The 25354-nt window shown below is 72.7% G+C and carries 23 protein-coding genes; 13 read left to right on the plus strand and 10 right to left on the minus strand.

Translation table 11 applies throughout. The features are described 5' to 3' along the window. The first annotated feature begins 3 nt into the window (after positions 1-3). On the plus strand, positions 4-984 hold the full coding sequence (gene dapD / locus OG207_RS32200; protein ID WP_329103337.1) for a 2,3,4,5-tetrahydropyridine-2,6-dicarboxylate N-succinyltransferase: 981 nt from the start codon (positions 4-6) through the stop codon (positions 982-984). A 228-nt stretch (positions 985-1212) separates the two neighbouring features. Here the strand turns inward: dapD and OG207_RS32205 are convergent, their stop codons facing one another. The 3 genes from OG207_RS32205 to OG207_RS32215 all read right to left on the minus strand — a co-directional run bounded on the left by OG207_RS32205 (position 1213) and on the right by OG207_RS32215 (position 4004). Beyond that, positions 1213-1464 carry a hypothetical protein gene (locus OG207_RS32205; protein ID WP_329103339.1) on the minus strand — a complete coding sequence of 84 codons (252 nt, stop codon included), beginning with the start codon at positions 1462-1464 and terminating at the stop codon, positions 1213-1215. A 146-nt stretch (positions 1465-1610) separates the two neighbouring features. After that, positions 1611-2093: a GNAT family N-acetyltransferase gene (locus tag OG207_RS32210; RefSeq protein WP_329103341.1), complete on the minus strand. Its 483-nt coding sequence runs from the start codon at positions 2091-2093 to the stop codon at positions 1611-1613. A gap of 69 nt (positions 2094-2162) precedes the next feature. Next, positions 2163-4004 (minus strand): endonuclease/exonuclease/phosphatase family protein, encoded by a 1842-nt coding sequence (locus OG207_RS32215; RefSeq protein WP_329103343.1) that lies wholly within the window; start codon positions 4002-4004, stop codon positions 2163-2165. 455 nt (positions 4005-4459) lie between these two features. Here OG207_RS32215 and OG207_RS32220 point away from each other — a divergent pair, with 455 nt between their 5' ends. Then, positions 4460-5938: a hypothetical protein gene (locus tag OG207_RS32220; protein ID WP_329103345.1), complete on the plus strand. Its 1479-nt coding sequence runs from the start codon at positions 4460-4462 to the stop codon at positions 5936-5938. Between the two features lie 130 nt (positions 5939-6068). On the opposite strand, the gene OG207_RS32225 is transcribed toward OG207_RS32220, so the two are convergent. Further along, a complete protein-coding gene (locus OG207_RS32225) occupies positions 6069-6650 on the minus strand; it encodes a hypothetical protein (protein ID WP_329103347.1) in 582 nt (193 codons plus the stop codon). 247 nt (positions 6651-6897) lie between these two features. On the opposite strand from OG207_RS32225, the gene OG207_RS32230 reads away from it, so the two are divergent. Further along, entirely contained in the window at positions 6898-8337 is a 1440-nt protein-coding gene (locus OG207_RS32230; RefSeq protein ID WP_329103349.1) for an alkaline phosphatase PhoX, read from the plus strand. Positions 8338-8384: 47 nt separating this feature from the next. Here OG207_RS32230 and OG207_RS32235 read toward each other — a convergent pair whose 3' ends face one another. From OG207_RS32235 to OG207_RS32250, 4 genes are all read right to left on the minus strand, one after another. Beyond that, positions 8385-8561, minus strand: a complete 177-nt coding sequence (locus OG207_RS32235) for a hypothetical protein (protein WP_329103351.1) — start codon at positions 8559-8561, stop codon at positions 8385-8387. 102 nt (positions 8562-8663) lie between these two features. Beyond that, positions 8664-9911: a TerD family protein gene (locus OG207_RS32240; RefSeq protein ID WP_329103353.1), complete on the minus strand. Its 1248-nt coding sequence runs from the start codon at positions 9909-9911 to the stop codon at positions 8664-8666. Between the two features lie 72 nt (positions 9912-9983). After that, positions 9984-10115 (minus strand): hypothetical protein, encoded by a 132-nt coding sequence (locus OG207_RS32245; RefSeq protein WP_329103355.1) that lies wholly within the window; start codon positions 10113-10115, stop codon positions 9984-9986. Positions 10116-10151: 36 nt separating this feature from the next. After that, positions 10152-11675, minus strand: coding sequence for an aldehyde dehydrogenase (NADP(+)) (locus OG207_RS32250; RefSeq protein ID WP_329103356.1), 1524 nt, complete (start codon positions 11673-11675; stop codon positions 10152-10154). Positions 11676-11802: 127 nt separating this feature from the next. Between OG207_RS32250 and OG207_RS32255 the strand changes: the two genes are divergently transcribed. The 10 genes from OG207_RS32255 to OG207_RS32300 all read left to right on the plus strand — a co-directional run bounded on the left by OG207_RS32255 (position 11803) and on the right by OG207_RS32300 (position 22221). Continuing rightward, positions 11803-12585, plus strand: a complete 783-nt coding sequence (locus OG207_RS32255) for an IclR family transcriptional regulator (RefSeq protein WP_030012952.1) — start codon at positions 11803-11805, stop codon at positions 12583-12585. Positions 12586-12748: 163 nt separating this feature from the next. After that, positions 12749-13798, plus strand: a complete 1050-nt coding sequence (locus OG207_RS32260; protein WP_329103360.1) for a hypothetical protein — start codon at positions 12749-12751, stop codon at positions 13796-13798. After that, positions 13798-15087, plus strand: a complete 1290-nt coding sequence (locus OG207_RS32265; RefSeq protein WP_329103362.1) for a sensor histidine kinase — start codon at positions 13798-13800, stop codon at positions 15085-15087. The genes OG207_RS32260 and OG207_RS32265 overlap by 1 nt, the downstream gene beginning before the upstream one ends. Positions 15088-15170: 83 nt before the next feature. Then, complete coding sequence (locus OG207_RS32270; RefSeq protein ID WP_329108053.1) at positions 15171-15821, plus strand: response regulator transcription factor; 651 nt, start codon at positions 15171-15173, stop codon at positions 15819-15821. A gap of 62 nt (positions 15822-15883) precedes the next feature. Next, entirely contained in the window at positions 15884-17332 is a 1449-nt protein-coding gene (locus OG207_RS32275) for a peptidoglycan D,D-transpeptidase FtsI family protein (RefSeq protein ID WP_329103364.1), read from the plus strand. 63 nt (positions 17333-17395) lie between these two features. Then, a complete protein-coding gene (locus OG207_RS32280; protein WP_329103366.1) occupies positions 17396-17896 on the plus strand; it encodes a GNAT family N-acetyltransferase in 501 nt (166 codons plus the stop codon). A gap of 63 nt (positions 17897-17959) precedes the next feature. Continuing rightward, on the plus strand, positions 17960-18667 hold the full coding sequence (locus OG207_RS32285; protein ID WP_329103369.1) for a DsbA family oxidoreductase: 708 nt from the start codon (positions 17960-17962) through the stop codon (positions 18665-18667). A 96-nt stretch (positions 18668-18763) separates the two neighbouring features. Next, a complete protein-coding gene (locus OG207_RS32290) occupies positions 18764-19825 on the plus strand; it encodes an aminotransferase class V-fold PLP-dependent enzyme (RefSeq protein ID WP_329103372.1) in 1062 nt (353 codons plus the stop codon). A 30-nt stretch (positions 19826-19855) separates the two neighbouring features. Then, on the plus strand, positions 19856-20986 hold the full coding sequence (locus OG207_RS32295) for an amidohydrolase family protein (protein ID WP_329103374.1): 1131 nt from the start codon (positions 19856-19858) through the stop codon (positions 20984-20986). 284 nt (positions 20987-21270) lie between these two features. Then, positions 21271-22221 carry an SCO1860 family LAETG-anchored protein gene (locus OG207_RS32300; RefSeq protein ID WP_329103377.1) on the plus strand — a complete coding sequence of 317 codons (951 nt, stop codon included), beginning with the start codon at positions 21271-21273 and terminating at the stop codon, positions 22219-22221. A 215-nt stretch (positions 22222-22436) separates the two neighbouring features. Here OG207_RS32300 and OG207_RS32305 read toward each other — a convergent pair whose 3' ends face one another. Both OG207_RS32305 and cobC read right to left on the minus strand, forming a co-directional pair. Continuing rightward, positions 22437-23663, minus strand: a complete 1227-nt coding sequence (locus OG207_RS32305; RefSeq protein ID WP_329103379.1) for a CapA family protein — start codon at positions 23661-23663, stop codon at positions 22437-22439. A gap of 222 nt (positions 23664-23885) precedes the next feature. Further along, the gene (gene cobC / locus OG207_RS32310) at positions 23886-25307 is read right to left on the minus strand and encodes an Rv2231c family pyridoxal phosphate-dependent protein CobC (protein ID WP_329103381.1); all 1422 of its coding nucleotides are present in this window, start codon (positions 25305-25307) and stop codon (positions 23886-23888) included. Positions 25308-25354: the final 47 nt, after the last annotated feature.

The following is a 25354-nucleotide window of genomic DNA, read 5'->3' on the forward strand; positions in this document are numbered from 1 at the left end:
GATATGACTGCTACGCGTACCACCGGCGCCGTCGCCGCCGGACTTGCCACCCTCACCGCCGACGGCACCGTCCTCGACACCTGGTTCCCCGCCCCCGAGCTGGTCGCCGAGCCCGGCCCGGCCGGCACCGAGCGCCTCACCGCCGACCAGGCCGTGGAGCTGCTGGGCGCCGCCGCGGCCAAGGCGATCCGCACGGACGCGGTCCGTGGCGTCGAGGTCGTAGCCGTCCGCACGGTCATCTCCTCCCTGGAGGACAAGCCGCTGGACGCGCACGACGCGTACCTGCGCCTGCACCTGCTCAGCCACCGCCTGGTCAAGCCGCACGGCCAGAACCTCGACGGCGTCTTCGGGCTGCTGGCCAACGTCGCCTGGACCTCGCTGGGCCCGGTCGCGATCGACCAGGTCGAGACCGTCCGCCTCAACGCGCGCGCCGAGGGCCTGCACCTCCAGGTCACCTCGATCGACAAGTTCCCGCGGATGACGGACTACGTCGCCCCCAAGGGCGTGCGCATCGCCGACGCGGACCGCGTCCGCCTCGGCGCGCACCTCGCCGAGGGCACCACCGTCATGCACGAGGGCTTCGTCAACTTCAACGCCGGTACCCTCGGCACCTCCATGGTCGAGGGCCGCATCTCCGCGGGAGTGGTGGTCGGCGACGGCTCCGACATCGGCGGCGGCGCCTCCACCATGGGCACCCTCTCGGGCGGCGGCAAGCAGATCATCTCGATCGGCGAGCGCACCCTGATCGGCGCCGAGGCGGGCGTGGGCATCGCGCTGGGCGACGAGTGCGTCGTGGAGGCCGGCCTCTACGTGACCGCGGGCACCCGCGTGACCCTGCCGGACGGCCAGATCGTCAAGGCCCTGGAGCTCTCCGGCGCCAACAACATCCTCTTCCGCCGCAACTCGGTGACCGGCGCCGTCGAGGCCCGCCCGTACAAGGCGGCCTGGGGCGGCCTGAACGAGGTCCTGCACAGCCACAACTGACGCCCTGCCACGGTGTCACGTCGAAGAGCGCCCTTCCACGGTTCGGGGAGGGCGCTCTTCGCGTTCTGCGGGCCACGAGTCGGGTCGCCGGCAGCCGGCCGCCGGCACGTCGTCAGGGGCCGAGGCCCTCGACGACCTCGGGTACGCGCCGCACCGCCGTGGAAGCCCACCGCACGCGGACCGGCGCCAACTCTGCCACCGCCGCGCCCAGCCCGTTCCCGCGGGCGCTCAGGGCAGGGAGATCGTGCGGACCAGGCCCGCAAAGGCCTGCTTCTCCGCCTCGGTCAGCTCCACCGACTCCATCGGGTGCGCGGCGGAGCCGCGCTGGGTCGGGATCATCGGCAGGCCCCCGGCGGCGGGACCCGAGCGGGGGAAACTGCTGTTCTCCCGCATGTGGCGGAGGCCGGTGAACCAGACGATCGCGCCCATGAGCAGGACGGCGAGGCCGATTTCCTGAGCGAGGGGGATGGAGGGCAACACGAGGATCCTCCGGGAGTGCGTTCGGTACGGGCCGGTAACAAGATCGTGCGTGGAAATACTCAACCACCACAACCGGCCGATTCGGTACGGATGTGTCGAGCGTCACGCCAGGGTCGAAAGTCCCTAGCTTGTCCGGGAAGGCGCGGTTACGGCTCCAGGTGCAGCTTGAAGCCCTCGTGGCTGCGTGCGAAGCCCAGTCGCTCGTAGAACCGGTGCGCGGCCGTCCGACGCTTGTTGCTGGTCAGCTGGACCAGGCCGCAGCCGCGCCCGCGGGCCCGCTCGACGGCGAGCCGTACCAGTTCGGCGCCGAGTCCCGCGCCCCGCCGGTCCGCGCGGATCCGTACCGCTTCCACCAGTGCCCGTTCCTGCCCGTCCTGGCCCAGGCCCGGGACGTAGGTGAGCTGGAGGCAGCCGAGGACGACCTCGCCCGCCTCGCGCGCTCCGTCCGCCCCGTCCGCCCCGTCCGTGAGGACCAGCATCTCGTTGCGCGGGTCCGCCCCTATCGCGGCGAAGGCCCGCTCGTGCGCCTCGCCGATCACGATCTGGGCCGGGTCGAGGACCGAGTCCTCGTCGGCGAGCAGGGCGAGTACGGCGGGCAGGTCCTGGCGGGTGGCCTCACGGAAGATCATGGCGGGATTGTGGCAGGGGGCCCGGCCGGGACAGCGGCCGGACCCCCTACGCCTGCGGACCCCGAAGGGTTACGGGCGGAAGCGCAGCACCTGCGGGTCGTGGTCGCTGTTCTGCGCCGCGAACTCCGCGTTGATGTGCACGCTGTCGTACGTGAACTTCTTGATCGCCGGGCTGGTCAGGATCTGGTCCAGCACCTGCGCGTTGCCCTGGTAGACGTACGAGTAGCGCTCGGCCTTCGGCAGCGACTTGATCGCCGGGTACAGCGCCCCGCCGTCCGCCAGCGCGTCCGTCGTCGCCGAGAACTCGAAGTCGTTGATGTCGCCGAGGACGAGGACGTTGGCGTTCTTGTCCTCCGCGAGGATCTGCTTCACGAAACCGTTCACGGCCTGCGCCTGGAGCAGTCGCTTGGTCTCCGAGGAACGGACCGGCGGCTGGTGGTGCGAGGTCAGGCCCTCGTCGCCGCCCTTGGAGCCGAAGTGGTTGGCGATCACGAAGACCGTCTTGCCGCGGAAGACGAACTCGCCCGCCAGCGGCTTGCGGCTGTCCGCCCACGCCGGGTTGGCCGGGTCGACGCGGCCGGGGGAGTGGGTCAGGGCGGCCTTGCCGTTCACCTTGGTCACGCCGGTCGCGGTCACCGCGTCACCCGGGGCGCGCTCGGTGAAGGAGACCCGCGCCGGGTTGAAGAGGAACACCTGCCGGATGTTGCCGCCGGGCTCGCCGCCGTCCTTCTTGTCCTCCGGGTTGACGGTCCGCCACTGGTAGGCCGGGCCGCCGGCGGCCGAGATCGCCGAGGTGAACTTGGTGAGGGTCTGCTCGGCCGAGACGGTGCCGTCGTTCTTGGCGCCGTTGTCGTCCTGGATCTCCTCCAGGGCGAGGACGTCGGGGGAAGCCAGGTTCTCCACGACCGCCTTCGCCAGCGCGTCGAACTTCTCCTGGGGGTCGGTCGGGTCGAGGTTCTCGACGTTGTACGTGGCCACCGCGAGCTCCTGCTCGGCCTGCGGCTTGGTCTTCTCGGGGGCGAGGGTGCCCGCCTTGACGGTACCGAGGGTGCGGGCCACCAGCGTGTAGCCGCCGAACTGGTTGAAGTCCAGCGGGCCTTCGGTGGTGCCGGTCAGCCGGTCGCCGACATTGGCCACCGGGAAGGGCTGCTGCGCGATGGGCGCGAGCTGCTGGATCTGCAGGCGGCCGGTGTTCTGGGACTCGTAGGAGCCGTAGATGGTGCCGCCGCGCTTGGCGGTGTTCTCCCAGCCCTTCACCGTGACCCACAGCTCCGAGTACGGGTCGGTGGCGCCGACCACGCGGGAGGTGCCGATCTTGACGTTCATGCCCTCCAGCGACTCGTAGTGGTCGAGTGCGTAGCGCGAGGGCTCCAGGGTCAGGCCGTTGATGCTGCCGGCGGCGGCCGGGTCGCCGGCCGGGGCGTACTCGGCGGGCACCGAGTACTCGTTGATCGCGGTGGCCTCGGGCAGCGCGTTGCCGGAGGAGACCACGGTCACCGTCGGCTTGGAGATCTGGGTCACCGACTGGTTGCCGGAGTTCACGCCGCCGGGGACGTACTCGCCGACGGTGCCGGAGACCTTGACCGCGTCGCCCGCGGCGACGGTCGGGACGGCGTTGGTGAAGACGAAGACGCCCTCGCTGGTGGCGTCGTTGTCATCGGCGTTCGGGTCCTGGATCCAGAAGCCGCGCGAGCCGTACGCGCGCACGCCCGTCACGATGCCCTCGACGTCCGTGACCTGCTTGCCGTTGAGCGGGGATATCCGGGTGGTGCCCTGAATGTCGTGGATGCGTATCGGATCGGCGGACACGGCGCCTTCGGCCGCGTCGGCGGAGCCCGCGAGCAGGCCGGTGGCCAGTGCGGTGGCGACGAGGGCCGCGACGGCGGCGGAACGGGGATGCGAGGAGCGCATGGGCGGGAACTCCGGTGTGGGAGAGGGAAATGGTGGGGGGTGCGGCAGTGAGATCTGCGGGAGGCATGCCGCTCCCTGTACATCTACGCGCGTCAATTTCCTGTGTGGCCAGCAAAGTTGTCAAGCCCTCCAGGGAAGACGACAGCTGACTGTGGGATGAACCAAAGGGGATGGCCCGCCGGACGCGCCCGAAATGCGTCTAGGCTGGAGCGCCGTACGAAGGCCACGCCTGTCATCTGCGCCACATCCGCGTGCCCGCACTGCCCCGTCATGTCGGCCATGTCAGCGAAATCCGGGCGCACATGACGGTCCGACCGGCAGCGCGGCCCGTGTCACCAACGCCACACTCCGCCGTACCCCGTCCCACCCCGTTTCGCCCCGAGTCCCACCCCGTTTCATCCCGAGTCCCACGCCGTCTCACCCCGCCCCACCGCGTCCGCGAGGAGAACCGCCCCATGTCCGCTGACTCGCACCCCACGCTGCCGCCCGTACGGCTGCACTCCGATGCGGAGCTGGCCCGCGACGCCCTCGGCGCCCCGCTGTTCGCGCGCGCCGTACGGCTCGCCCGCTGGGCCGGACCCGACACCCGCATCGGCGTCGGCGGAGAGCTCGCCACCGACCAGCTGCCCGGGGCCGCCGCAGTGCTCGGCCTCGACGCCGCCGACGCGGACTCCGTCGGGTACGCGAGCCAGGCCTGGCGGGTGGCCGTGGACACCGGTCTGGTCGACGTGACCGAGCCGGAGGACGGCGGCGGGGAGGGCGACGAGGAGCGCTTCGGCACGGCCGCGCCGGGTGAGGACCTCGCGCTGGTGACGAGCGGTGCGCCCGGCGACGTACTCGACCTCTGGCTGGCGGCGCTGGACACGGTGCTCGCCGACGCGGCGGTGCCCGACCTGGACGACCTGGTCGACGCGCTGGACGCGGGCGGCGAGATCGACTTCGACCGGCTGGACTGGAACCCGGGGCGCGAGGCGGACCTCCTCGACGAGGTCCTCGCCAACCTCTACCTGCTCACCGTTACCGAGGAGAGGGCCGCGGACGAGCCGGTTCCGCTGCCGGTGCTCGCCGCGTCGATGGTCGTGCCCGACGGCATGGGCGAGCCCACCGACGCCGTACTGGAACAGGTCTCGGACGCGATGATGCGCCTCGACGACCAGTTCCGGCAGTTGGAGCCGATCGGGCTGGTGGAGTTCCGGCCCGTCGACGAGGCGCTCATGGCGGAGGTCGACGGACCGCTGGAGCCGGCGACCGCGAGCGCCGTGGACGACGAGGAGGTCTCCCGCTACGGGATGGTCCGCCTGACCCCCCTCGGCCTGTACGGGATCCGGGCCCGGATGCTGGAGGCCGGGGTCGATGCCCCCGCCGTCGGCGAACTGGCCGAGAAGGGCGCCGACGCACTCCTCGACGCGGTCTCCGCCTACTCCGAGAACGCCGCCCAGGCCGAGATCGAGCACTGGCTGGCCGGCCGGGAACTGCCCGCCGCGGCCGCCGAGCTGCTGGCCGCCGCCCGCGGGGACGACGAGGGCGGCCCGCTGCGCCGGCTCCGGTGCCAGCAGGCACTGGCCCCCGCCGGAGCGGAGGCCGAGCCCGCGTTCCGCTCGGTGCTGGACGACCCGGAGCTCGGCGGACTCGCCCGGGTCTGGCTGGCGGAGCGCGGGGTGAGCGACGTACCGGCGCCGGACCCGGAGATGGTGTTCTGGCTCACCGTGGACACGATCGCGGCGCAGCTCGCCGCCGACGGGGAGACGGAGGAGTTGCCGCTCCTGATGGCGGGTCTGACCGCTCATCACGCGGGCTTCTTCGAGGAGGTGTGGCGGGTGGAACACCCGGCGACGGCGTACGTCCTGGAGGCGATGGGCCGGCTGCACCCGGACAAGAAGTCGGCCAAGGAAGCCCGCAAGGCCGCCTTCAAGGCCCGCTCCCGTCCGTCCTGATCGCCGGGTGCCCGGGTCGTCGGGTTCCCGGGTTCCCGGGTCGTCGGGTTCCCGCGTGGTCGGGTCCCCGGGTCGTCGCCGTCGGATCCGGCCGGGCCCGCACCGCCCGGCACGGTCCGGCAGGGACGACTCAGACCGTCGTGTGCCAGCCGCCGCCCGCAACGCCCCAGCCGGTGAGTTCGGGCTGGACCGGGGGGAGCGCCCAGGGATCCAGGGTTCCGTCGCAGAGCTCCGCCAGGAACTGGACCATTCCGGCCTCGTAGTGCCACCAGGCGCTGTTGTGCGAGCTGATGGTGACGGGCCAACGGTCCGGATCGTCCCCGAGCACGCTCCAGAAGAAGTCGTCGCCTTCCTTCGAGTCCCCCCAGAGCATCAGGACCGTCGAGGCGAGCTCGGCGGGACGCAGCTCGGGTCCCTCTCCTTCGAGCTCCCTGGCCCACGCCGTGGCGCGGGCGCTTTCCGTCCCGGGCAAAGGGGAGGAAAGACCCAGGAAGTCGCCCAGTTCAAAGGCCGGATACCACTCGGCGAGCGCCTTGAAGTCGGACGGCAGAGCCGTTCCGATCCTCTCCTCGACCGTGTGCCAGTCGAAAACCGCCCGTTCCCTCCGACGGAGCTCCACCAACCCGGGAACGGCGCGCTCCAGGGCGGCGATCGCCTCGTCGGGGTCAAGGATCCTGCGTACCGGCTTCTGCATTCCTATGAGTTCTTCCACGTGCGCAGCCTGGCAGAACCAGGGCCCCTGACCGCAGACCGGGGCGGGCGCCCGGGAGGATGCCCGGGAGGATGCCCGGGGGGTGGTGACAATGCGCCGTTCCTGGGGCCGGAGTTGGCCATTCCGGGGCTGGGCAAGGGGTCGGTTCCTCTTGGTGGGTAGTTCAGCCGCCGTTCACGTGCGGGCGAGAGCGTGTGCGCCGACGACCGCACGACAGGCGCACCACCTCCCCACCCCAGGAGCCCCGATGCCGCTCAGCCGTAGAGACTTCACCGCTCGTACCGTCATCGCCGGAGCGGGAGTCGCGCTCACCGGGACGGTCGGCGCCCTCGCCACCGCCCCGGGGGCGCTCGCCGCCGAGGACGGCACCGGACGCGACGAGCAGGGACGGCCCTGCGAGCCCGGCTACGGCCCGCTCGTCCCCGACCCGGCCGGACTGCTGGCCCTGCCCGCAGGGTTCACGTACCGCGTCATCACGCACAGCGGGGTCACCGAGCTGGACTCCGGTGAGACCACCCCGTCCAACCACGACGGGACCGCCGCCTTCGAGGGCCACCGCGGGGTCACCCTCCTCGTCAACAACCACGAGCTCAAGGGCAAGCGGGAGAACTGGGCCCGCCCGGTCCCGCTCACCGAGGGCCTCGTCTACGATCCGGCCGCGGCCGGCGGGTGCACGGTCGTGGAGGTCCGGCGCGGCGGCGAGGTCGCCGAATGGGTGGGCATCGCCGGTACGTCGACCAACTGTGCGGGCGGTGCCACCCCCTGGGGCACCTGGCTGACCTGTGAGGAGAACTCGGACCTGGCCGGCAAGAACGGCATGACGAAGGACCACGGCTACGTCTTCGAGGTCGACCCGCACGACCGGCGCGCCAACCGTGACCCGCGGCCGGTCAAGGCCTTCGGGCGCTACGACCACGAGGCCGTGGTCATCGACCCGCGCCAGGGCCACGCCTACCTCACCGAGGACGCCTCCGGCCCCAACGGGCTGCTCTACCGCTGGACCCCGCCCCGCGGCTTCCACCACGGGCGCGGCAAGCTCCGTACGCTCGCGGCCGACGCAGGCGTGCTCCAGGCCGCCAAGTGCATCGACAGTTCCGGCCGGTTCGTCGACGACTTCTCGCGCGCCACGAAGATCGGCACCGTGTACGGGGTCGACTGGGTGGACGTCCCCGACCGCGATGCCCGGACCGTACCGGTGCGCAAGCAGTTCGCGGACGGTGTGGTGACGCGCGGGCGCAAGCTGGAGGGCATGTGGTGGGCGGACGGCGGCGCGTACTTCGTCTCGTCCTACGCCCGTGAGGAGAGCCCGGGCGCGGCCCACGACGGTCAGGTCTGGTTCTACGACCCCAAGCGGCGCACGGTCCGGCTCACCGTCCTCATCGGGATCAACGCCGACCCGTCGGTCGACGGCGGCTACGACGGCCCCGACAACATCACCGTGTCCCCGTACGGCGGCCTGATCATCGCGGAGGACGGCTCGGGGCTGCAGCACCTGTTCGGCGCGACGGCCTCGGGACGCACCTACCCGCTGGCGCGCAACGAGCTGAACAACGGGTCGGCCGAGGCGCCGGAGTACTCCGAATTCACCGGTGTCTGCTTCTCCCCGGACGGGCGCACGCTGTACGCCAACATCCAGGACCCGGGCATCATGCTGGCCATTACCGGGCCGTGGCGGCGCGGGCACTGACGTAGACGTCGGCGTCTACGTCGGCGGCGCGAGGGCGCACGTGGCGCCTACAGGGCCGGGGAAATCTCAGCGCGCGAGGCCTCGGCCCACTCGGCGAGCAGGAACTCGTACGCCTCCGAGGGCCACTCGCCGTCCACCTGGGTCTCGACGAGGCGCCGGATCGCCTCGTTCGCCTCGGCGGCGGACGGGCGGGCGGGCCCCGCGGGATTGAGTGACTCGTGCATGGTTTCAAGGCTACGGGCGGGCACTGACAGCCACCTACGGATTACGCGTGGCATCCATCACCCGGAACGCGTACCGGTGGCCGCACGTGCCCGCCCACCTGCTCAGAGTGCCTGTGCGGCGGGCTTGACCATGCCGCGCACTGTGCGCGACTTCACAAAGTCGCCCATGGCGGTCATCTCCCACTCGCCGGAGAACTGCTTGATCAGCTTGGCCATCATCACGCCGGTCTGGGGTTCGGCGCTCGTCAGGTCGAAGCGCACCAGCTCTTCGCCGCTCGCCGCGTCGATGAGACGGCAGTAGGCCTTGGCCACCTCGGTGAACTTCTGGCCGGAGAAGGAATTGACCGTGAACACCAGACCGGTGGCGTCGGCGGGGATCCGGCCGAGGTCCACGACGATCACCTCGTCGTCGCCCGCGCCCTCACCGGTGAGGTTGTCACCGGAGTGCTTGACGGCACCGCCGAGGATGGACAGCTTGCCGAAGTAGCAGCTGTCGATGTGGTTGCGCTGGGGGCCGTACACGATGACGGAGGCGTCGAGGTCGATGTCCTTGCCGCGGAAGGCCGGCTCCCAGCCCAGCCCCATCTTGACCTGGGAGAGCAGCGGGCGGCCGCCCTTGACGAGGGAAACGGTCTGGTTCTTCTGGAGGCTGACCCGCCCTTTGTCGAGGTTGATCTTCCCGGAGCCGGGCGCGGCCGCCGCGGGTGCGGGAGGGGCCACGGGGGCGGCCGGGGCGGGAGCCGCGGGCGTGGTGGCGCCGCCGAGCCAGGGGGAGGCCGGGTAGGAGACCGGCGGGGCCGGGGGCGCGGGGGGCGCGGGCGGCGCGGGCGGGGTCACGGCCTGGGGCGCCGCGGGCTCCTCGTCCACGGAGACCCCGAAGTCGGTGGCGATGCCCGCGAGGCCGTTGGCGTACCCCTGGCCGACCGCGCGCACCTTCCACACGCCGCCGCGCTGGTAGACCTCGACCACGACGAGCGCGGTTTCGGTGCCCAGCCGCGGCGGGGTGAAGGAGGCAATCACCGCGCCGCCGTCGGCGTTGCGCACGGTGCCGGTGGGTTCGATGCCCTGGAAGGACTGCCCGGCGGCGTCGGGGCTGGCGGTGACCACGATCCGCTCGATGCCCGGGGGCAGCGCGGCCGTGTCCACGGTGATCGAGTCCGGTGCCGCACCCCCGCCGGACCGGTAGCTGACACCGGGACCGGAGGGCTGGTTGAAGAAGATGAAGTCGGCGTCGGAGCGCACCTTGCCGTCCGCCGTCAGGAGCAGGGCCGATACGTCGAGCCGTACCGGCGCAGCCACGTCGACCGTCACGCGGACGGCGTTGAGCGGCAGGTTGGATCCAGGGGTCATAGCGGTCATGCCCGGAGAACGACCGGAGGTGCTTTGCCGTTCCCTTACCCTCGCGGGATATTTCGGGACGCTTCAGTCCTGATTGCGCGGGTGGCTGCGCGCGACGCGCTCCTTGCCGAACTTGTCGGGCGGTCGGGCGGTCGGGTGTTCCGGCGGTCCCGGCGATCCGGCGGCGGTCCGGTGTTCCGGCGGGTCGTGGGGCATGCCGCCCGCCGGCATACCGGACCGCCCGGTGCCCGCTCAGCCCCCGGTGACCTGACGCGGCAGCCCCAGCGGGTTGGACTCGCGCAGCTCCGCCGGAAGGAGGGCGTCCGGCACGGACTGGTAGGCCACCGGCCGCAGCCAGCGCTCGATCGCGGTCCCGCCCACCGAAGTGGAGTGCGAGGTGGCCGCCGGGTAGGGGCCGCCGTGGTGCTGGGCCGGTGCCACCGCGACCCCGGTCGGCCAGCCGTTGACCACGATCCGCCCCGCCAGCCCGGTGACCTGCCCGATCAGTTCGGCGGCCGGGCCGGGCGCGCCCTCGGTCTCGGCGGCCGACAGCTGGAGGGTGGCGCTCAGGTTCCCGCCGAGGAGCCCCAGGACCGCGCCCGCCTCGGCCTGGTCGGCGTACCGCACGACGACGGTGACCGGACCGAAGCACTCCTCCAGCAGGACGTCGTAGGCGCCGCCCTCCAGGAGGTGTCCGGCCGGTACGGTCAGGTAGCCCGCCCCGACGGTGTGCTCGCCGCCGGACCCCGGGGTCACGGGCGCGTCGACGCCGGGCAGCGCGGCCCGCTCGCGCACCCCGGCGACGAAGTTCTCCCGCATCCGGTGGTCGAGCAGCACCCCGGGCTCGGTCTCCCCGAGCGCCTTGGTGAGCTCGCCGGTGACCCGGTCGCCGTCCGCGCCCTCGGGGACCAGCACCAGGCCGGGCTTCACGCAGAACTGGCCGACGCCGAGGGTGACCGAGCCCGCGAGCCCGGCGCCGATCTCCTCGGCGCGTTCGGCGGCCGCGGCCGGCGTGACCACGACCGGGTTGAGGGAGCCCAGTTCACCGTGGAAGGGGATGGGTACGGGCCGGGCGGCCGCCGCGTCGAACAGGGCCCGCCCGCCCCGGATGGAACCGGTGAATCCGGCGGCCGCCACCAGCGGGTGGCGGATCAGTTCCAGACCGGCGTCGAACCCGTGGACCACGCTCACCACCTCGGCCGGGAGCCCGGTCAGGGCCGCGGCCCGGCGCAGCAGCGAGGCGCACAGCTCGGAGGTGGCGGGGTGGTCGGGGTGAGCCTTGACGACCACCGGGCAGCCGGCGGCCAGCGCGCTCGCGGTGTCCCCGCCGGGGACGGAGAAGGCGAGCGGGAAGTTGGAGGCGGCGTAGACCGCGACCACGCCCAGCGGGACCTTGTAGCGGCGCAGTTCGGGGCGCGGCGGGCTGAGGGAGGGGGCGGCGCGGTCGATCCGGATGTCGAGGTAGGCCCCGGCGTCCACGGCGTCGGCGAAGGCGCGCAGTTGGCCGGTGGTGCGGGCCAGTTCACCGGTGAGCCGGCCCGGACCGAGCGCGGTCTCGGCGTCGGCGGCCTCGATCACGTGGGCGGCGGCCTCGTCCAGCAGCGCGGCGGCGGCGCGCAGGAAGGCGGCGCGCACGGTGGGGTCGGCGAGCGGGCCGCGGGCGGCGTGGGCGGCCCGTACGGCTTCGTCCACCTCGCCGGGTGTGGCCTCCACCGCAACCTGTTCGCGCTGCTTCCCGGTGCGGGGGTCCACACTCCAGACTGGTGTCGTTGTCATGGCCCACTGCCTCCTGGATCGTTCAGTATTCTGAACGCGGTTCCGGTGGATGAATGATCACATCTGCTGTGGACTCTATTTCCGCGTCCTCGGCGTGACAAGAGGCGATCAGAGGGGAAGCAGGCGTATGACGACGACCGAGTCGGGGATCCCCGCCCAGGCGGCGCCGGTCAAATCGGCGGTGCGGACCGTCCTGCTGCTGGAGCACTTCGCGGCGCGGCCGGGGCTGCACAGCCTGGCCGACATCCAGAACGACCTCTCCCTGCCGAAGTCCAGCCTCTACATGCTGCTGCGTACGCTGGTGAACCTGGGGTGGGTGGAGACGGACGCGACGGGCACCCGGTACGGCATCGGCGTACGGGCCCTGCTGGTCGGCAGTTCGTACATCGACGGCGACGAGGTGGTCGCCGCGGCCCGGCCCACCCTGGACCGGCTCTCCGACGACACGACGGAGACCATTCACCTGGCCAGGCTGGACGGGACGAGCGTGGTCTACCTCGCCACCCGGCAGTCCCAGCACTACCTGCGGCCCTTCACCCGGGTCGGGCGGCGGCTGCCCGTGCACTCGACGGCACTCGGCAAGGCGCTGCTCGCCACGCACTCGGACGCGGAGGTACGGGCGCTGCTGCCGCGGCGGCTGGAGGCGGTCACCGAGCACACCATCACCGACCGGGAGCAGCTCATCGAGGAGTTGGCGCTGGTGCGGGAGCAGGGGTACGCGCTGGACCGGGAGGAGAACACGCTCGGGCTGCGCTGCTTCGGGGTGGCCGTGCCGTACCGGACGCCGGCGCGGGACGCGGTGAGCTGCTCGGTGCCGGTGGCCCGGTTGACGGGGGAGCACGAGCAGGTCATCAAGGCGGCGCTGTTCGAGGCGCGGGACCGACTGTCGGTGGTCACGCGCCGGATGTGACGGTGCGTGGTGCGTGGTGCGTGGTGCGTGGTACGGCGCGTGCGGGAGTGCGCGCGGGAGTGCGTGCGGTGCCGCGGGGACGGCTGTTTCCTCCCCCACGTGGGGGAGGCGGTTCCCCATTGAGGGGGAGGTGGCGGGCCGCCGCGCACGGGACCGTTGGGGCATGACCACACGAGACGCTCAAGCGAAGAACGCACCGCAGTCCTCCGCCCCGACACCCTCCCCCGGGGCCGCCCCCACCCCCACCCCCACCCCCACCCCCGCCCCCGCCCCCGGCCCCGTGCCCGGGGCCTGGAGGCACGTCCTCGCGGCGGTGGCCCTGGTGGCCACGGCGCCGTATCTGGTGCTCAAGGCCGCCTGGCTGTCCGGCAGCCGGATCGGGATACCGGACGGCAGCGTGCTGCTGGAGGCCGGCCCGTTCCTCACGGTGGCCAATGCCGTCACGCTGGCCATGGACGCGTGCGTGATCCTGCTCGTCCTGGTGCTCACCAGACCCTGGGGGCTGAGAACGCCCGCCTGGATGCTGACCGTTCCGGTGTTCACCGCCACGGGCCTGCTGACCCCGATACTCCTCGGATTTCCGGGCCAACTGCTCGTACGGGCACTGGGCTTCGGGGACGGCCCGGAGGTGGTGGCCGCGCGGGAGCCCTTCCTGGACTCCTGGGTCTTCGTCGTCGTGTACACGGGATTCACCATCCAAGGACTCGCCCTGGCCGCGCTGTTCGTCCCCTATGCGCGTCGGCGCTGGGGCCGGCGGTGGCAGGGCGTGGTGGGAGAGCGGCTGCCGTCGCCCACGGGGGTGGTGGCGGCAGCCGCGGCCTCGGGCGCCCTGGTGCTGACCGCGTTGTTCCTCTACTGGGCCTTCGGTGGCACCGCCGGGTTGAGCGCAGAGCGGGCCGAGTCGTATTCGGCGGAGAGCGCCGTTGGGTCCGTGGCCCACGCGATCTGCGCGCTCGCCGCGGGAGCGGGAGCACTGCTCCTGGCCCGTGGCGGGGCGCTCCGGGCACGGTGGCCGCTCGGGCTCACCTGGGTCGGTGCCGCCGCGACCCTGGCGTGGGGGGCCTGGATGCTGAACGCTTCGCTGGGGCCGCAGCTGGGCCACGGTGAAGGACCGTCCACCGCCGTGCAGTTGATCTACGCTGGCCAGATGGTCACGGGAATGCTCGCCACCGCCGTTCTCACCCGGTTCCTCATATCCCGACGCGAGAGCTGATGCGCGTCGGCCCGGGCCGGCTGCTGGGGGCGCGGGCCCGGCTGCGGTGGGTCCACCAGATCCTCGGCGGCGCCCTGCTGATGCCGTACTTCCTCTTGGCCTCGGTGGGAGTCGGCTCGGCGGCCGGCGGAACCAACGCCCTCTCCTCTCTGCCCCTGTCCCTCGCCGCCTACGCGGCGGCCCTGCCCATGGCCGCCGCCACCGGGATCTACGGGCTGGTCCGGCCGCTGTCGGTGACCGCCGTCCGGGCCATGTGCGGGGTGCCGGGGGAGCGGCTCGCCGAAGGGCCGGCGCGGTCCTGGGCCGCGCGGGGTCGGGCATCGGCCTGGTGGACCCTGCACCTGGGGGTCGGAGCGCTGGTCAGCGGGATGACCCTGGCGGTGCCGCCCATGGCGCTGGTGCTGATCGTGCTGCCGTTCGTGAGCGGCCTGCGCGAAGTCCGGCTGGGCTTCGGGTGGTTCAACACGGGCGTCGAGACGTACATGGCCCCCCTGCTCGGGATCGGCCTGCTGGCCGGGCTCACCCTGTGTGCGGTCGGGGCCGGGGAGCTGCTGGCCAGGGTGGCGCCCGTACTGCTGGGGCCCACGGCGGCGGACCGGTTGGCCGCGGCCGAGGAGCGGGCCGCCGATCTGGTCCTGCGCAACCGGCTGGCCCGGGAGCTGCACGACGCGGTCGGTCACGCCCTGAGCGCCGTCACCCTCCAGGCCGCCGCCGCCCGGCGGATGCTGGAGCGCGACCCCGACTTCGTACGGGAGGCGCTGGCCGCGATCGAGGACACCACGCGGCGGACGGTGGGCGAGCTCGACGCCGTACTGGGCCTGCTGCGGGACGGGAACCCGGACCGGGCGGACGCCGCACCCGCGCCCACCCTCGCCGCCGACCTGGACGGACTACTGGCCCGCACCCGGGTCGCCGGCACCACTGTCACCGCGCACCAGGACCCCGGACCCGCCGGGGACTGGACCGCCCTCCCGGCGATCGCCTCCCGCGAGGCGTACCGGATCGTCCAGGAGGGACTCACCAACGCCCTGCGGCACGGCGCGGGCCCGGTGGATCTGAGGATCCGTATCCAGGCCGGCCCGGACCCCGCACACCGTGAACTGGAGATCACCATGACCAATCCACCGGCGGCACCCGCCGAGGACCGGGAGGCCCGCACCACCGGGGGCCGCGGACTGCGCGGCGCCGCGGAACGGGCCGCTCTGCTCGGCGGCAGCGTCGAGGCAGGCCCGCACGGGGACCGGTGGCGCCTGCGGGCCGTCCTCCCGTTCGCCGGGGAAGCCCGATGACCGTGCCCGTGCCCGTGCCCGTGCCTGCCCCTGCCCCCGTGCCTGCCCCTGCCCCCGTGTCCGCTCCCGCGCCTCGGCCGTCGCTGCGCATCGTGCTCTGCGACGACGAGCGGATGGTCCGCACCGCGCTGCGGGTGATCCTGGAGGCCGAAGCCGACCTGGAGGTCGTCGGTGAGGCGGCCACCGGGGCCGAGGCGGTTCCGCTGGTCCGCTCACTGGCCCCCGACGTGGTGCTCATGGACGTGCGGATGCCCGAGATCGACGGCATCCGGGCCACCGAACAGATCCTCGCCACCATGGCCGAGCCGCCCCGGATCGTGGTCGTCACCACCTTCGAGAACGACGCCTACGTCTACGACGCGCTGCGCGCCGGAGCCGCCGGCTTCCTCCTCAAACGGGCCGACCCGGACGAGCTGATCGGCGCGGTCCGACTCGTCGCCCGCGGTGACTCGCTGCTCTTCCCGGCCGCCGTACGCTCCCTGGCCGCCGCCCACGCGGCCGGCGTCCCGACCGCCGGCGCGCCCTGGGTGGCCCGACTCACCGAGCGCGAGGCCGACGTCCTGCGCCTGATGGCCACCGGACTGTCCAACCACGAGATGAGCGAGCGCCTCGGCGTCGGACCGCAGACCATCAAGACCCATGTCGGGTCGGTCCTCACCAAGACCGGCTCCCGCGACCGCACCCAGGCGGTCATCGCGGCCTACGAGGGAGGTTTCATCATGAAGAAACACTGAGAACCCCGCCACAATCGGGGCAGAGCGGAACGGCTGGGACCGCCGGGACGTCCTTCTGGGGGATGAACAAGACGATCAGGCGTGCGTCGGTCTTCTGTCTGCTCCTGGTGCTGGCCCTGCTGGTCCGCGTCACCTGGGTGCAGGCATACCAAGGCCAGGCCCTCGCAGACGACAAGCACAACCGCCGGAATCTCATCGGGCAGTACGAGAACCCGCTGGGGAACATCATCGTGGGTGGGGAGGCGATCACCGGCTCGGTGAAGACGGGCGGCAAGGACTTCGGCTACAAGCGGACGTACGTCGACGGTCCCCTCTACGCCCCCATCACGGGCTACAGCTCCCAGGCCTACGGCAGCACCATGCTGGAGGGCATCTACAGGAACGTCCTCAACGGCTCCGACAGCCGACTGAAGACGGTCATGGACATGCTCACCAATAAGCGGGCTTCCCCCGGCAACGTCCTGACCACCATCGACAAGGACGTCCAGAAGGCCACCTATGACGCGCTCCAGGGCAAGCAGGGCGCGGCCGTGGCCCTGGACCCCGGAACCGGCGAGATCCTCGCCGTGGTGAACAATCCCTCCTTCGACCCGGGCACCATCGCCGGCGCCAACGACGAGAAGGCCTGGACGGAGCTCTCCGCGGACAAGGGCAAGGCCATGGAGAACGTGGCGCTGCGCAAGCCCCAGGCACCCGGCTCCACCTTCAAGCTGGTCACCCTCGCCGCGGCGATCGAGAACGGCCTCGTCACCGACATCGACCGGCAGACCGGCATCGCCGACCCGTACACGATTCCCGGCACCCGTACCCCGCTGCCCAGCGAGGCGGGCTCCGCGGCCTGCAACAACGTCTCGGTGCGCACCGCCCTGAGGCTGTCCTGCAACAACGTCTTCGCCGAGCTCGCTTCCAAGCTGGGCCAGGACAAGATGCGGGCGACGGCCGAGAAGCTCGGATTCAACGTGCAGATCGACACGCCGGTGCGCACCAACCCGCCCAGCAAGTACCCGTCGAAGAAGATGTCGATCGACCAGGTCGCGCAGACGGGTATCGGCCAGTTCGACGTGCAGGCCACCCCGCTCCAGATGGCGATGGTGACCGCCGCGATCGAGAACGGCGGCAAGCTCGTCGCCCCGCACGTCGTATCCGAGGTCACCGACGCGGGCGGCAACGTGCTGGAGAGCTTCAAGGACGCGAAGTCCCAGCGGGTCATGGGGGAGAAGACCGCCTCGATGATCCGCGACGCCATGCGCACGGTCGCCACCGAAGGCGGCGGCAAGCCGGCCCAGGTGTCCGGCGCCGAGGTGGGCGGCAAGACCGGTACCGCCCAGCGCGGTGTCAACAACAGCCTCGCTCCGCTGGCCTGGTTCACCTCGTACGGCAAGTCGAACGGCAAGCAGATCGCGGTGGCCGTGGTGATCGAGAACTCCGACACCGACCGTTCCGAGATCGGCGGCGGGAAGCTGGCCGCGCCCATCGCCCAGAAGATGATGGAGGCGTGGCTGAAGAAGTAGCCGCGGAGGCCGCGCGGACGGAGCGCCGGGAACCGTCGGGGTTCCCGGCGCGTTCCCCCTCCCATGATCAGAGCCGCGCACCCCGACGACCTCCCTGCGATCGCCGCCCTGCACACCCGGGCCCGCGCCACCTACTACCAGGGCCACATCCCCGAGCAGGCCTACCTGGGCGACGCCGAGCTCCAGCGGACCCGCGAGGGCTGGTCGCGGGCCATCGCCCGGGACGCGGCCGAGGGCGAGGTGCTCTGCGCCGAGCAGGACGGCGAGCTCACCGGGGTCGCCGCGTTCCGCACGCAGGACGGCGAGACCACCCTCACCCAGCTCCACGTCGACCCCGTCCACTGGCGCCGCGGCACCGGGGCCGCCCTGCACGCCGCCTGCCTGGACGCCTGGCGGCGGGCCGGAATCCGCCGGGTCCGCCTGGAGGTCTACGAACACAACCTCCGCGCCCAGGCCTTCTACGCCACCCAGGGGTGGCTCGCGGATCCCTCGGCCCCGCGCTCGGGCACCCACCGCACCCTCTGGCTCCAGGTGGGCCGGGCATCTGCCCCGTCCGGGGAATGAGACGGGGCGGCGAATGGTTGAACCGCAAACCGTTTCCCCCTGAACCCGGAGAGAAGAAGGATCATGCGCGTCGAAATCTGGAGCGACATCGCTTGTCCCTGGTGCTACATCGGAAAGGCCCGTTTCGCCAAGGGCCTCGCCGAGTTCGCGCACCGCGACGAGGTGGAGGTCGTCTTCCGGTCCTTCGAACTCGACCCGGGCGGGGCGAAGGGCGTCACCACTCCCGTCGTGGAGATGCTCGCCAAGAAGTACGGCCGCACCCTCGACGAGGCGCGCGGCATGGAGGAGCACGTCGCCGCCAGCGCCCGCGCGGAGGGGCTCACCTACCGGACCGAGGGTCGCGACCACGGCAACACCTTCGACATCCACCGGCTGCTCCACCTGGCCGCCGCCCGCGGCCGGCAGGAGCAGCTGCTCGACCTCGCCTACCGGGCCAACTTCGGCGAGGAGCGCTCCGTCTTCGACCCCGAAGTTCTGATCGAGCTCGCCGTCGAGGCCGGACTCGACGGGGCCGAGGCCCGCGCCGTCCTCGCCGACGACTCCGCCTACGCCGACGCGGTCCGGGCCGACGAGCGCGAAGCCGCCGAGCTGGGAGCGAACGCCGTGCCGTTCTTCGTCCTCGACCGCCGCTACGGGATCTCCGGCGGACAGCCGGCAGAGGTGTTCACCCGGGCCCTGGAGCAGGCGTGGGCCGGGCGCGAGGCCCTGGAACCGGCCCCCGCCGCCGAGGCCTGCGAGCCCGACGGCGCGTGCGCGGTCCCCCAGGCATAAGGACCGCTCGGGGAGAGCCGGGGGCCTCAGGGGTCTCGGGGGCCTCAGGGGTCTCGGCGATGGACTGTGGGCGTGGTCTGGCGCACAGTTGAAGGCATGGATCTTCTGCTCGCCGAAGCGACCCGTGCCGAGTTCGCCCACTCCACCACCTACCTCAACACCGCCAATTGCGGGGTCGTCCCGCGTTCCGCCGTCGCAGCCGTACGGGAGCTGGCCGAGGCGGCGGGGGCCGGGCTCCCCACCGGCTTCGGCGACTTCGACCGCGTGAACGGGGCCCGGGCGGCCTTCGCCCGCCTGGTCGGGGTGGACACCGACCGGGTGTCCACCGGCTCGGCCGTCTCCACCCACGTCGGCCTCGTCGCCGCCTCGCTCCCGCCGGGCGCCGAAGTGCTTTGTCCCGAGGGCGAGTTCTCCTCAGTGATCAACCCCTTCGTGGCGCGCGGCGACCTCAAGGTGCGCTTCGCCCCGCTCGAAGCCGTCGCCGAGGCCGTGGGCCCCGGTACCGCTCTGGTCTCGCTGAGCGTCGTGCAGTCCGCGGACGGCCGCAAGGCCGACCTGGCGGCGGTGCGCGCCGCGGCGACCGCGCACGGGGCCCGGATGCTCGTGGACGCGACCCAGGCGGTCGGCTGGCTCCCCTTCGACGCCTCGCCGTACGAGTACACGGTCGCCGGCGGCTTCAAATGGCTGCTCGGCGTGCGCGGAGCCTCGTACCTGACGGTGTCGCCGCAGGCCCAGCACACGCTGACCCCGCTGCACGCCGGATGGGTTCCGGCGGTGGCCGAAGGGGGCGCCACCTACGGGCCGATGGCGGAACTCGCCCACGGAGCGCGGCGGTTCGACGAGTCCCCGGCCTTCCTCGCCTACCACGCGTCCGAGCCGGCGCTGGCCCTGCTGGAGCGGATCGGCATCGAGGCCGTCCACGCCCACGACACCGCCCTGGCCGCCCGCTACCGGGCCGGGCTCGCGCGCCTGGGCCACGAACCCGTCCCCGGGGACTCCGCCATCGTCTCCGTACCGGGCCTCGCCGACCGGCAGCCCGTCCTGGAGGCGGCCGGCATCGTCACATCGGCGCGCGCGGGCCTCCTGCGGGCCTCGTTCCACCTCTACAACACGGAGGCGGACGTGGACCGGCTGCTGGACGCCCTCTCCGCCTCCTGAAGCGGCGGGGCCCGTGCGTACAGTGCCGCCATGAGCGATGTGAGCGGTGTGAGCCAGGCAGGCGATGTGCGCGACGGGCGCGATGTGCTGCACGTCAAGGGGCGGGTGCTGATCGGGCCCGACGAGGTGCGCGACGAGCTGTGGGTGGTCGGCGGGCGGATCTCCTACGAGCGCCCGCCCGGCGCCCGCGAGATCACCACGGTGACCGGCTGGGCCCTACCCGGACTGGTCGACGCGCACTGCCACGTGGGCCTGGACGCCCACGGCCCGGTCGACGCCGAGACCGCCGAGCGCCAGGCCCTCACCGACCGCGACGCCGGCACCCTCCTCATCCGGGACGCCGGTTCGCCCTCCGACACCCGCTGGATCGACGACCGCGAGGACCTGCCGAAGATCATCCGGGCCGGGCGGCACATCGCGCGCACCCGCCGCTACATCCGCAACTACGCCCACGAGATCGAACCCGCCGACCTCGTCGATTACGTCGGCCGCGAGGCGCTGCGCGGTGACGGCTGGGTCAAGCTCGTAGGAGACTGGATCGAACGCGAGGCCGGGGACCTCACGGCCTGCTGGCCGCGCGCCGAGGTCGAGGCGGCCATTGCCGAGGCGCATCGGCTCGGCGCCCGCGTCACCGCGCACTGCTTCGCCGGGGACTCGCTGCGCGACCTGGTCGAGGCGGGCATCGACTGCATCGAACACGCCACCGGCCTCACCGAGGACACCATCCCGCTGTTCGCGGACCGCGGGGTCGCGATCGTCCCGACGCTCGTGAACATCGCGACCTTCCCGAAGCTGGCGGCGGGCGGCGATGCGAAGTTCCCCCGCTGGTCGGCGCACATGCTGCGGCTCCACGAACGGCGCTACGACACCGTCCGCTCCGCCTACGACGCGGGCATCGACGTCTTCGTCGGCACCGACGCGGGAGGCTCCCTGCCGCACGGCCTGGTCGCGGCGGAGGTCGCGGAACTGGTCAAAGCCGGTATCCCGCCGATCGACGCCCTCTCCGCGACGACCTGGGCGGCCCGCGAGTGGCTCGGCAGGCCGGGGCTGACCGAGGGGGCGCCCGCCGACCTCGTGGTGTACGCCGCCGACCCGCGGGCCGACGTACGCGTGCTCGCGCAGCCGCTGCGGGTCGTCGTGAACGGCAGGGTCCGGGCCTGAGCCCCGCGTTGGCGCCCGGTTGACGCCGCGTGACATCGGGGACCCATCGGTCGTTGAAAGAGACCGCACGGGGCGAGCCTCCGTGAAAGGAGGGAACTCGCGTTCTTCATGGGGCGCGACGATTCGAATATGCTCCCGGAAACCACCCTTTGGGGTGAACTCGCATCAGGTTGACCCTCGTTCACCCACAGTGCGTAAAGATTCCGGAGTCGAGTCCGTCGGCGCCCGCGATGTCCCCCATCGGCGGCGCGACGGCACCCAACTCCCCGGGGGGTTCCACCACTGTGAACAGCCATACCTTCCGCAGGCCCGCGGCCGTCCTCCTCGCCACGGGAGCGATGGCCCTGCTCGCCGCTCCGCCCGCCTTCGCCACGGGAGGCGGCGCGGCCGGGGGAGAGGGCAAGGCCGGCGCCGTCGTCCTGCGCGCCGCACTGGACGTGGGCCTGCTCAACACGACCGTGCACGTCCCGCTGAAGACGACCCTGAACGAGGTCAGCGCCCCGGCGACGGCCGAGAAGACCGCGTTGACCGTCACCGTGGACGGGGCCGAGGGGAACAATCCGGTCAGCGTGCTGCGCGCTGACGTGGCCACCTCCAAGGCCACCGCCGACAAGACCCGGGCCGAGGCGGAGGCGAACCTCGCCAAGGCCTCCGTCCACGTGCCCGGACTGCCGTTGCTCTCCCTCATCGAGGTGGAGAAGGTCACTTCCAAGGCCGTCTGCGAGGCGGGCAAGAAGCCGGTGGCCAGTGCGAACGCCCTCGGGAAGGTGACCGCGCTCGGCAAGAAGGTCACGCTGTCGGCGGGCGGCCCCACCAAGATCGAGGTCCCCGGAGTGGGTCAGATCGACCTGGAGCTGTCCGGTACGGAGACCACCTCCACCACGGCCGCCGCGGCCGCGCTCCGCCTGAAGGTGGCGATCAACCCGCTGAACTTGAACGTGGCGAAGGTCGACGGTGAGATCGTGCTCGCCGAGGCGCACTGCGAGTCCCCGACGGGCGCGGCGCCGGCGTCGAACCCGCCCGCGAACCCGGACATCAAGCCCCAGGCGGCGACGGGGACGGGCTCCGGTTCCGCCGTGTCCGGCGGCACCGCCGGCAATTCCGGCACCACCGGTGCCAACCTCGCCGAGACCGGCGGCGGTTCACTGACTCCCTACGTCGCCGGCGGGGCCCTGACCCTGCTCGCCATCGGTGGGGGCGCGCTCCTGATCACCCGGCGGGGCAGGGCCTCGTAGGGCGGCCGGGAGCCCCGGGCCGCCGCCCGGCGCGCCCGCCCCGAGGAGCGCACGGAGGGGAGCGCTCAACGGGTGACGGGCGAGGACGGGCGGCGTGCCCGGCGACGCACGGGCCTGCGGGTACCGGTGGCCTGCGGGCCCCGGTGGCCGCGGGCTCGACGGCCGGCTCGGCGCGCGATGCGCTCGGCGCGCGACACGTTCGGCGCGTGGCGTGCTCAGCGGGCGGCGTGCTCCAGGCCCTGTCCACCCGCGCCACGTGACATCACGGCCTCGGTGACCTGCCGGTCGATCCGCTCGTACTCGCTCCGCTTCGCGGCCGGGAGCGAGGTGTCCGAGGCCGCGCAGGAGGCGCAGACGACGCGGAACGGCGGCCCCATGTCCGAGTACTGCGTGAGGTATTCGGCCTTCACCACCTCCCAGCGGCCCGGATGGCCCGCTGCCGGGGAGAAGGTGAAGCGGGGGATCGAGGACTGGTTGCCGCGCAGTTTGTCGGCCGGTACGAAGCTGGCGACCTGGTCGCCCATCCCGAAGACCACCCAGGTGCCGTTGATCTTCTCGTAGGGCTGCGGCACGTGGTTGTGCGTGCCGATGATCAGATCGATGTCGGGGAGTCCGTCGGCCGAGCGGGCGGCGGTCAGCGCCTGCGCCAGTGCCTTCTGCTGGTCATCGGGCGCTGTCTGCCACTCGGTGCCCCAGTGGACGCTGAGCACCACCACGTTCGCGCCCCCCGCCCGAGCGGCCCGGGCGTCGGCGATGATCCGGTCCTCGTCGATCAGATTGACGGCCCACGGCTTGCCCGGGGGAAGCGGGATGCCGTTCGTGCCGTACGTGTAGGAGAGCTGGGCGACCTTCGCCCCGCCCGCCGCGAGCAGCGCCGGGGCCTTGGCCTCCTCCGCGCTGCGGGCCGAGCCGACGTGCGGGATGCCGACCCGGTCGAGGTGGTCCAGAGTGCGGGCGAGGCCCTCGTAGCCGTCGTCCAGGGTGTGGTTCGAGGCGGTGGAACAGCTGTCGTACCCGGCGTCCCCCAGGGCGTCCGCCAACTGGTGCGGGGCCTTGAAGGTGGGATAGCCGGTGTAGGGGCCGCCCGGGCGGCCGTACGGTATCTCGTGGTGGCATATCGCCAGGTCGGCGGCGGAGACCAGGGGTTTGACCCCGGCGAGTATCTTCCGGAAGTCGTACTCTCCGGCCTTGCCCGCGTCCTGCGCCGACCGTTGGACGATCGACGGGTACGGGATGATGTCGCCGGTCGCCACCAGCGTGAACGGCTTGCCGGCGGCGGCGCCGGCGGGCGCGTCCGTCTTGTCCCGGCCCGGCTCGCCCTGGAACCGCTGCCCGGTGGCGGGCCCCCCGCCGTTGTTCAACAGCTGCGGTACGGCGTAGATCCCGCCGCCCACGACCGCCAGCACGGCCAGAGCCGTGCCCATCTTCGCGGATGAATTCATTCCCTACCCCCGGTGTCATGCACTGATGCGGGGATCCTCACTCGGCCCCGCCCCCGAGGCCAGCGTACGGAGCCGTACGGGTGACTGCACCGTCGGCGCTCCGTAAGGACCGCAGGTCGGACGGGTGTCGTGGAGGTCGGAACGGCCGGTTCGCGCTCAGCGCGCGCTCAGCTGGCGCTCGGTCCGCGCTCGGTCCGCGCTCGGTCCGCGCTCGGCTCAAGCTCAGCGCGCGGCCAGTGCGAGGGCGTGGTCCAGTGCTTGGAGCAGCCGGCCCGTCGTCGCCCGGTCGCGCACCGCCAGTCGGAGCCAGGAGTGGTCCAGCCCCGGGAAGGTGTCCCCGCGGCGGACGGCGAAGCCGAGGGCGCGCAGCCGGGTGCGGACCTCGGCCCCGCCGGCCACCCGGATCAGGACGAACGGCCCCTCCGCCACCCCGACGGCCGTCACCTCGTCGAACTCCGCGAGCCCGGCCAGCAGGTGCGCCCGGTCCACCGCGATCCGCCGGGCCGCCTCCTCCGCCTCGGCGAGCGCCGCCGGAGCCACACAGGCCTCGGCCGCCACCAGCGCCGGGGTCGACACCGGCCACAACGGCTGCGCGGCCGCCAGCTTCGCGATCACCTCGGGCTCGGCCAGCACGTAGCCGATCCGCAGCCCCGCCAGCCCCCACGTCTTGGTCAGGCTCCGCAGCACCACCAGCCCGGGCAGGTCCATCCGTCCGGCCAGGGCCTCCCGCTCGCCCGGGACCGCGTCCATGAACGCCTCGTCCACGACCAGGATCCGGCCCGGCCGGGCCAGCGCGGAGAGGCTTCCCGCGGGGTGCAGCACGGACGTCGGGTTGGTCGGATTGCCGATCACCACCAGGTCCGCGTCCTCCGGCACGGCCGCCGGGTCCAGCCGGAAGCCGTCCGACGCCCGCAGCACCACGCGCTCGACCTGGTGCCCCGCGTCCCGCAGGGCCGCTTCCGGCTCGGTGAACTGCGGATGCACCACGACCGGCCGTTCGGCTCCCAGGGCCCGGGCGATCAGTACGAAGGCCTCCGCGGCCCCGGCCGTCAACAGCACCCGTTCGACCGGCAGCTCGTGCCGGGCCGCCACCGCCGCGCGGGCGCGCCGCCCGTCGGGATATGCGGCGAGGTCCCCGAGCGAGGCGGCGATCCGCTGCTTGAGCCAGTCCGGCGGGGTGTCCGCACGTACGTTGACCGCCAGGTCCACCAGCGCGGAGCCCGCGTCGATCACCTCGGCGTCCCCGTGGTGGCGCAGGTCGTGCGCGGCGGCCGTGGCCACGGCGCAGGTCGCCGAAACCGACCGCCGCTTGGGCACGAGGAGTTCCCCGCCGCCCGCGAGGGCCGCGGCCTCCGCCACCGAGGGGGTTCCGGTGGCGGTGCGCGCCGCCTCCGAGGGGTGCGGCACGGCGATGGCGGCCAGCTGGTCGGCGGGGTAGCTCACCAAGGGCACGCCGAATCGTTCCGCCGCGCCCGTGATCCCGGCCTCGCCCGCCTTGGACTCCACCGTGGCCAGCGCCGTCACCGCCCCCACGGTCAGCCCGGCCCCGCGCAGCGTCTCCTCGACCAGGGCGCAGACCTCCGCGACGGAAACCCCCGCGCGTCCGCCGACACCGACCACCACCTGCGTCGCGTACTCGCCCACCGGGGGCCATCCCTCCGTAGTCACCGTCACCGGCCCATCACCGGCCC

The sequence above is a fragment of the Streptomyces sp. NBC_01439 genome (genome assembly GCF_036227605.1).
Taxonomy (GTDB): Bacteria; Actinomycetota; Actinomycetes; order Streptomycetales; family Streptomycetaceae; genus Streptomyces.

Bases quoted from the DNA above. Each gene is read 5' to 3' on its own strand.
- OG207_RS32230 (WP_329103349.1), top strand. From the start codon at position 6,898: ATGCCGCTCAGCCGTAGAGACTTCACCGCTCGTACCGTCATCGCCGGA.
- OG207_RS32285 (WP_329103369.1), top strand. From the start codon at position 17,960: ATGCGCGTCGAAATCTGGAGCGACATCGCTTGTCCCTGGTGCTACATC.
- OG207_RS32235 (WP_329103351.1), bottom strand. From the start codon at position 8,561: ATGCACGAGTCACTCAATCCCGCGGGGCCCGCCCGCCCGTCCGCCGCC.
- OG207_RS32275 (WP_329103364.1), top strand. From the start codon at position 15,884: ATGAACAAGACGATCAGGCGTGCGTCGGTCTTCTGTCTGCTCCTGGTG.
- OG207_RS32210 (WP_329103341.1), bottom strand. From the start codon at position 2,093: ATGATCTTCCGTGAGGCCACCCGCCAGGACCTGCCCGCCGTACTCGCC.
- OG207_RS32220 (WP_329103345.1), top strand. From the start codon at position 4,460: ATGTCCGCTGACTCGCACCCCACGCTGCCGCCCGTACGGCTGCACTCC.
- OG207_RS32305 (WP_329103379.1), bottom strand. From the start codon at position 23,663: ATGAATTCATCCGCGAAGATGGGCACGGCTCTGGCCGTGCTGGCGGTC.
- OG207_RS32290 (WP_329103372.1), top strand. From the start codon at position 18,764: ATGGATCTTCTGCTCGCCGAAGCGACCCGTGCCGAGTTCGCCCACTCC.
- OG207_RS32250 (WP_329103356.1), bottom strand. From the start codon at position 11,675: ATGACAACGACACCAGTCTGGAGTGTGGACCCCCGCACCGGGAAGCAG.
- OG207_RS32260 (WP_329103360.1), top strand. From the start codon at position 12,749: ATGACCACACGAGACGCTCAAGCGAAGAACGCACCGCAGTCCTCCGCC.
- OG207_RS32280 (WP_329103366.1), top strand. From the start codon at position 17,396: ATGATCAGAGCCGCGCACCCCGACGACCTCCCTGCGATCGCCGCCCTG.
- OG207_RS32240 (WP_329103353.1), bottom strand. From the start codon at position 9,911: ATGACCCCTGGATCCAACCTGCCGCTCAACGCCGTCCGCGTGACGGTC.
- dapD (WP_329103337.1), top strand. From the start codon at position 4: ATGACTGCTACGCGTACCACCGGCGCCGTCGCCGCCGGACTTGCCACC.
- OG207_RS32215 (WP_329103343.1), bottom strand. From the start codon at position 4,004: ATGCGCTCCTCGCATCCCCGTTCCGCCGCCGTCGCGGCCCTCGTCGCC.
- OG207_RS32255 (WP_030012952.1), top strand. From the start codon at position 11,803: ATGACGACGACCGAGTCGGGGATCCCCGCCCAGGCGGCGCCGGTCAAA.
- OG207_RS32265 (WP_329103362.1), top strand. From the start codon at position 13,798: ATGCGCGTCGGCCCGGGCCGGCTGCTGGGGGCGCGGGCCCGGCTGCGG.
- OG207_RS32295 (WP_329103374.1), top strand. From the start codon at position 19,856: ATGAGCGATGTGAGCGGTGTGAGCCAGGCAGGCGATGTGCGCGACGGG.
- OG207_RS32245 (WP_329103355.1), bottom strand. From the start codon at position 10,115: ATGCCCCACGACCCGCCGGAACACCGGACCGCCGCCGGATCGCCGGGA.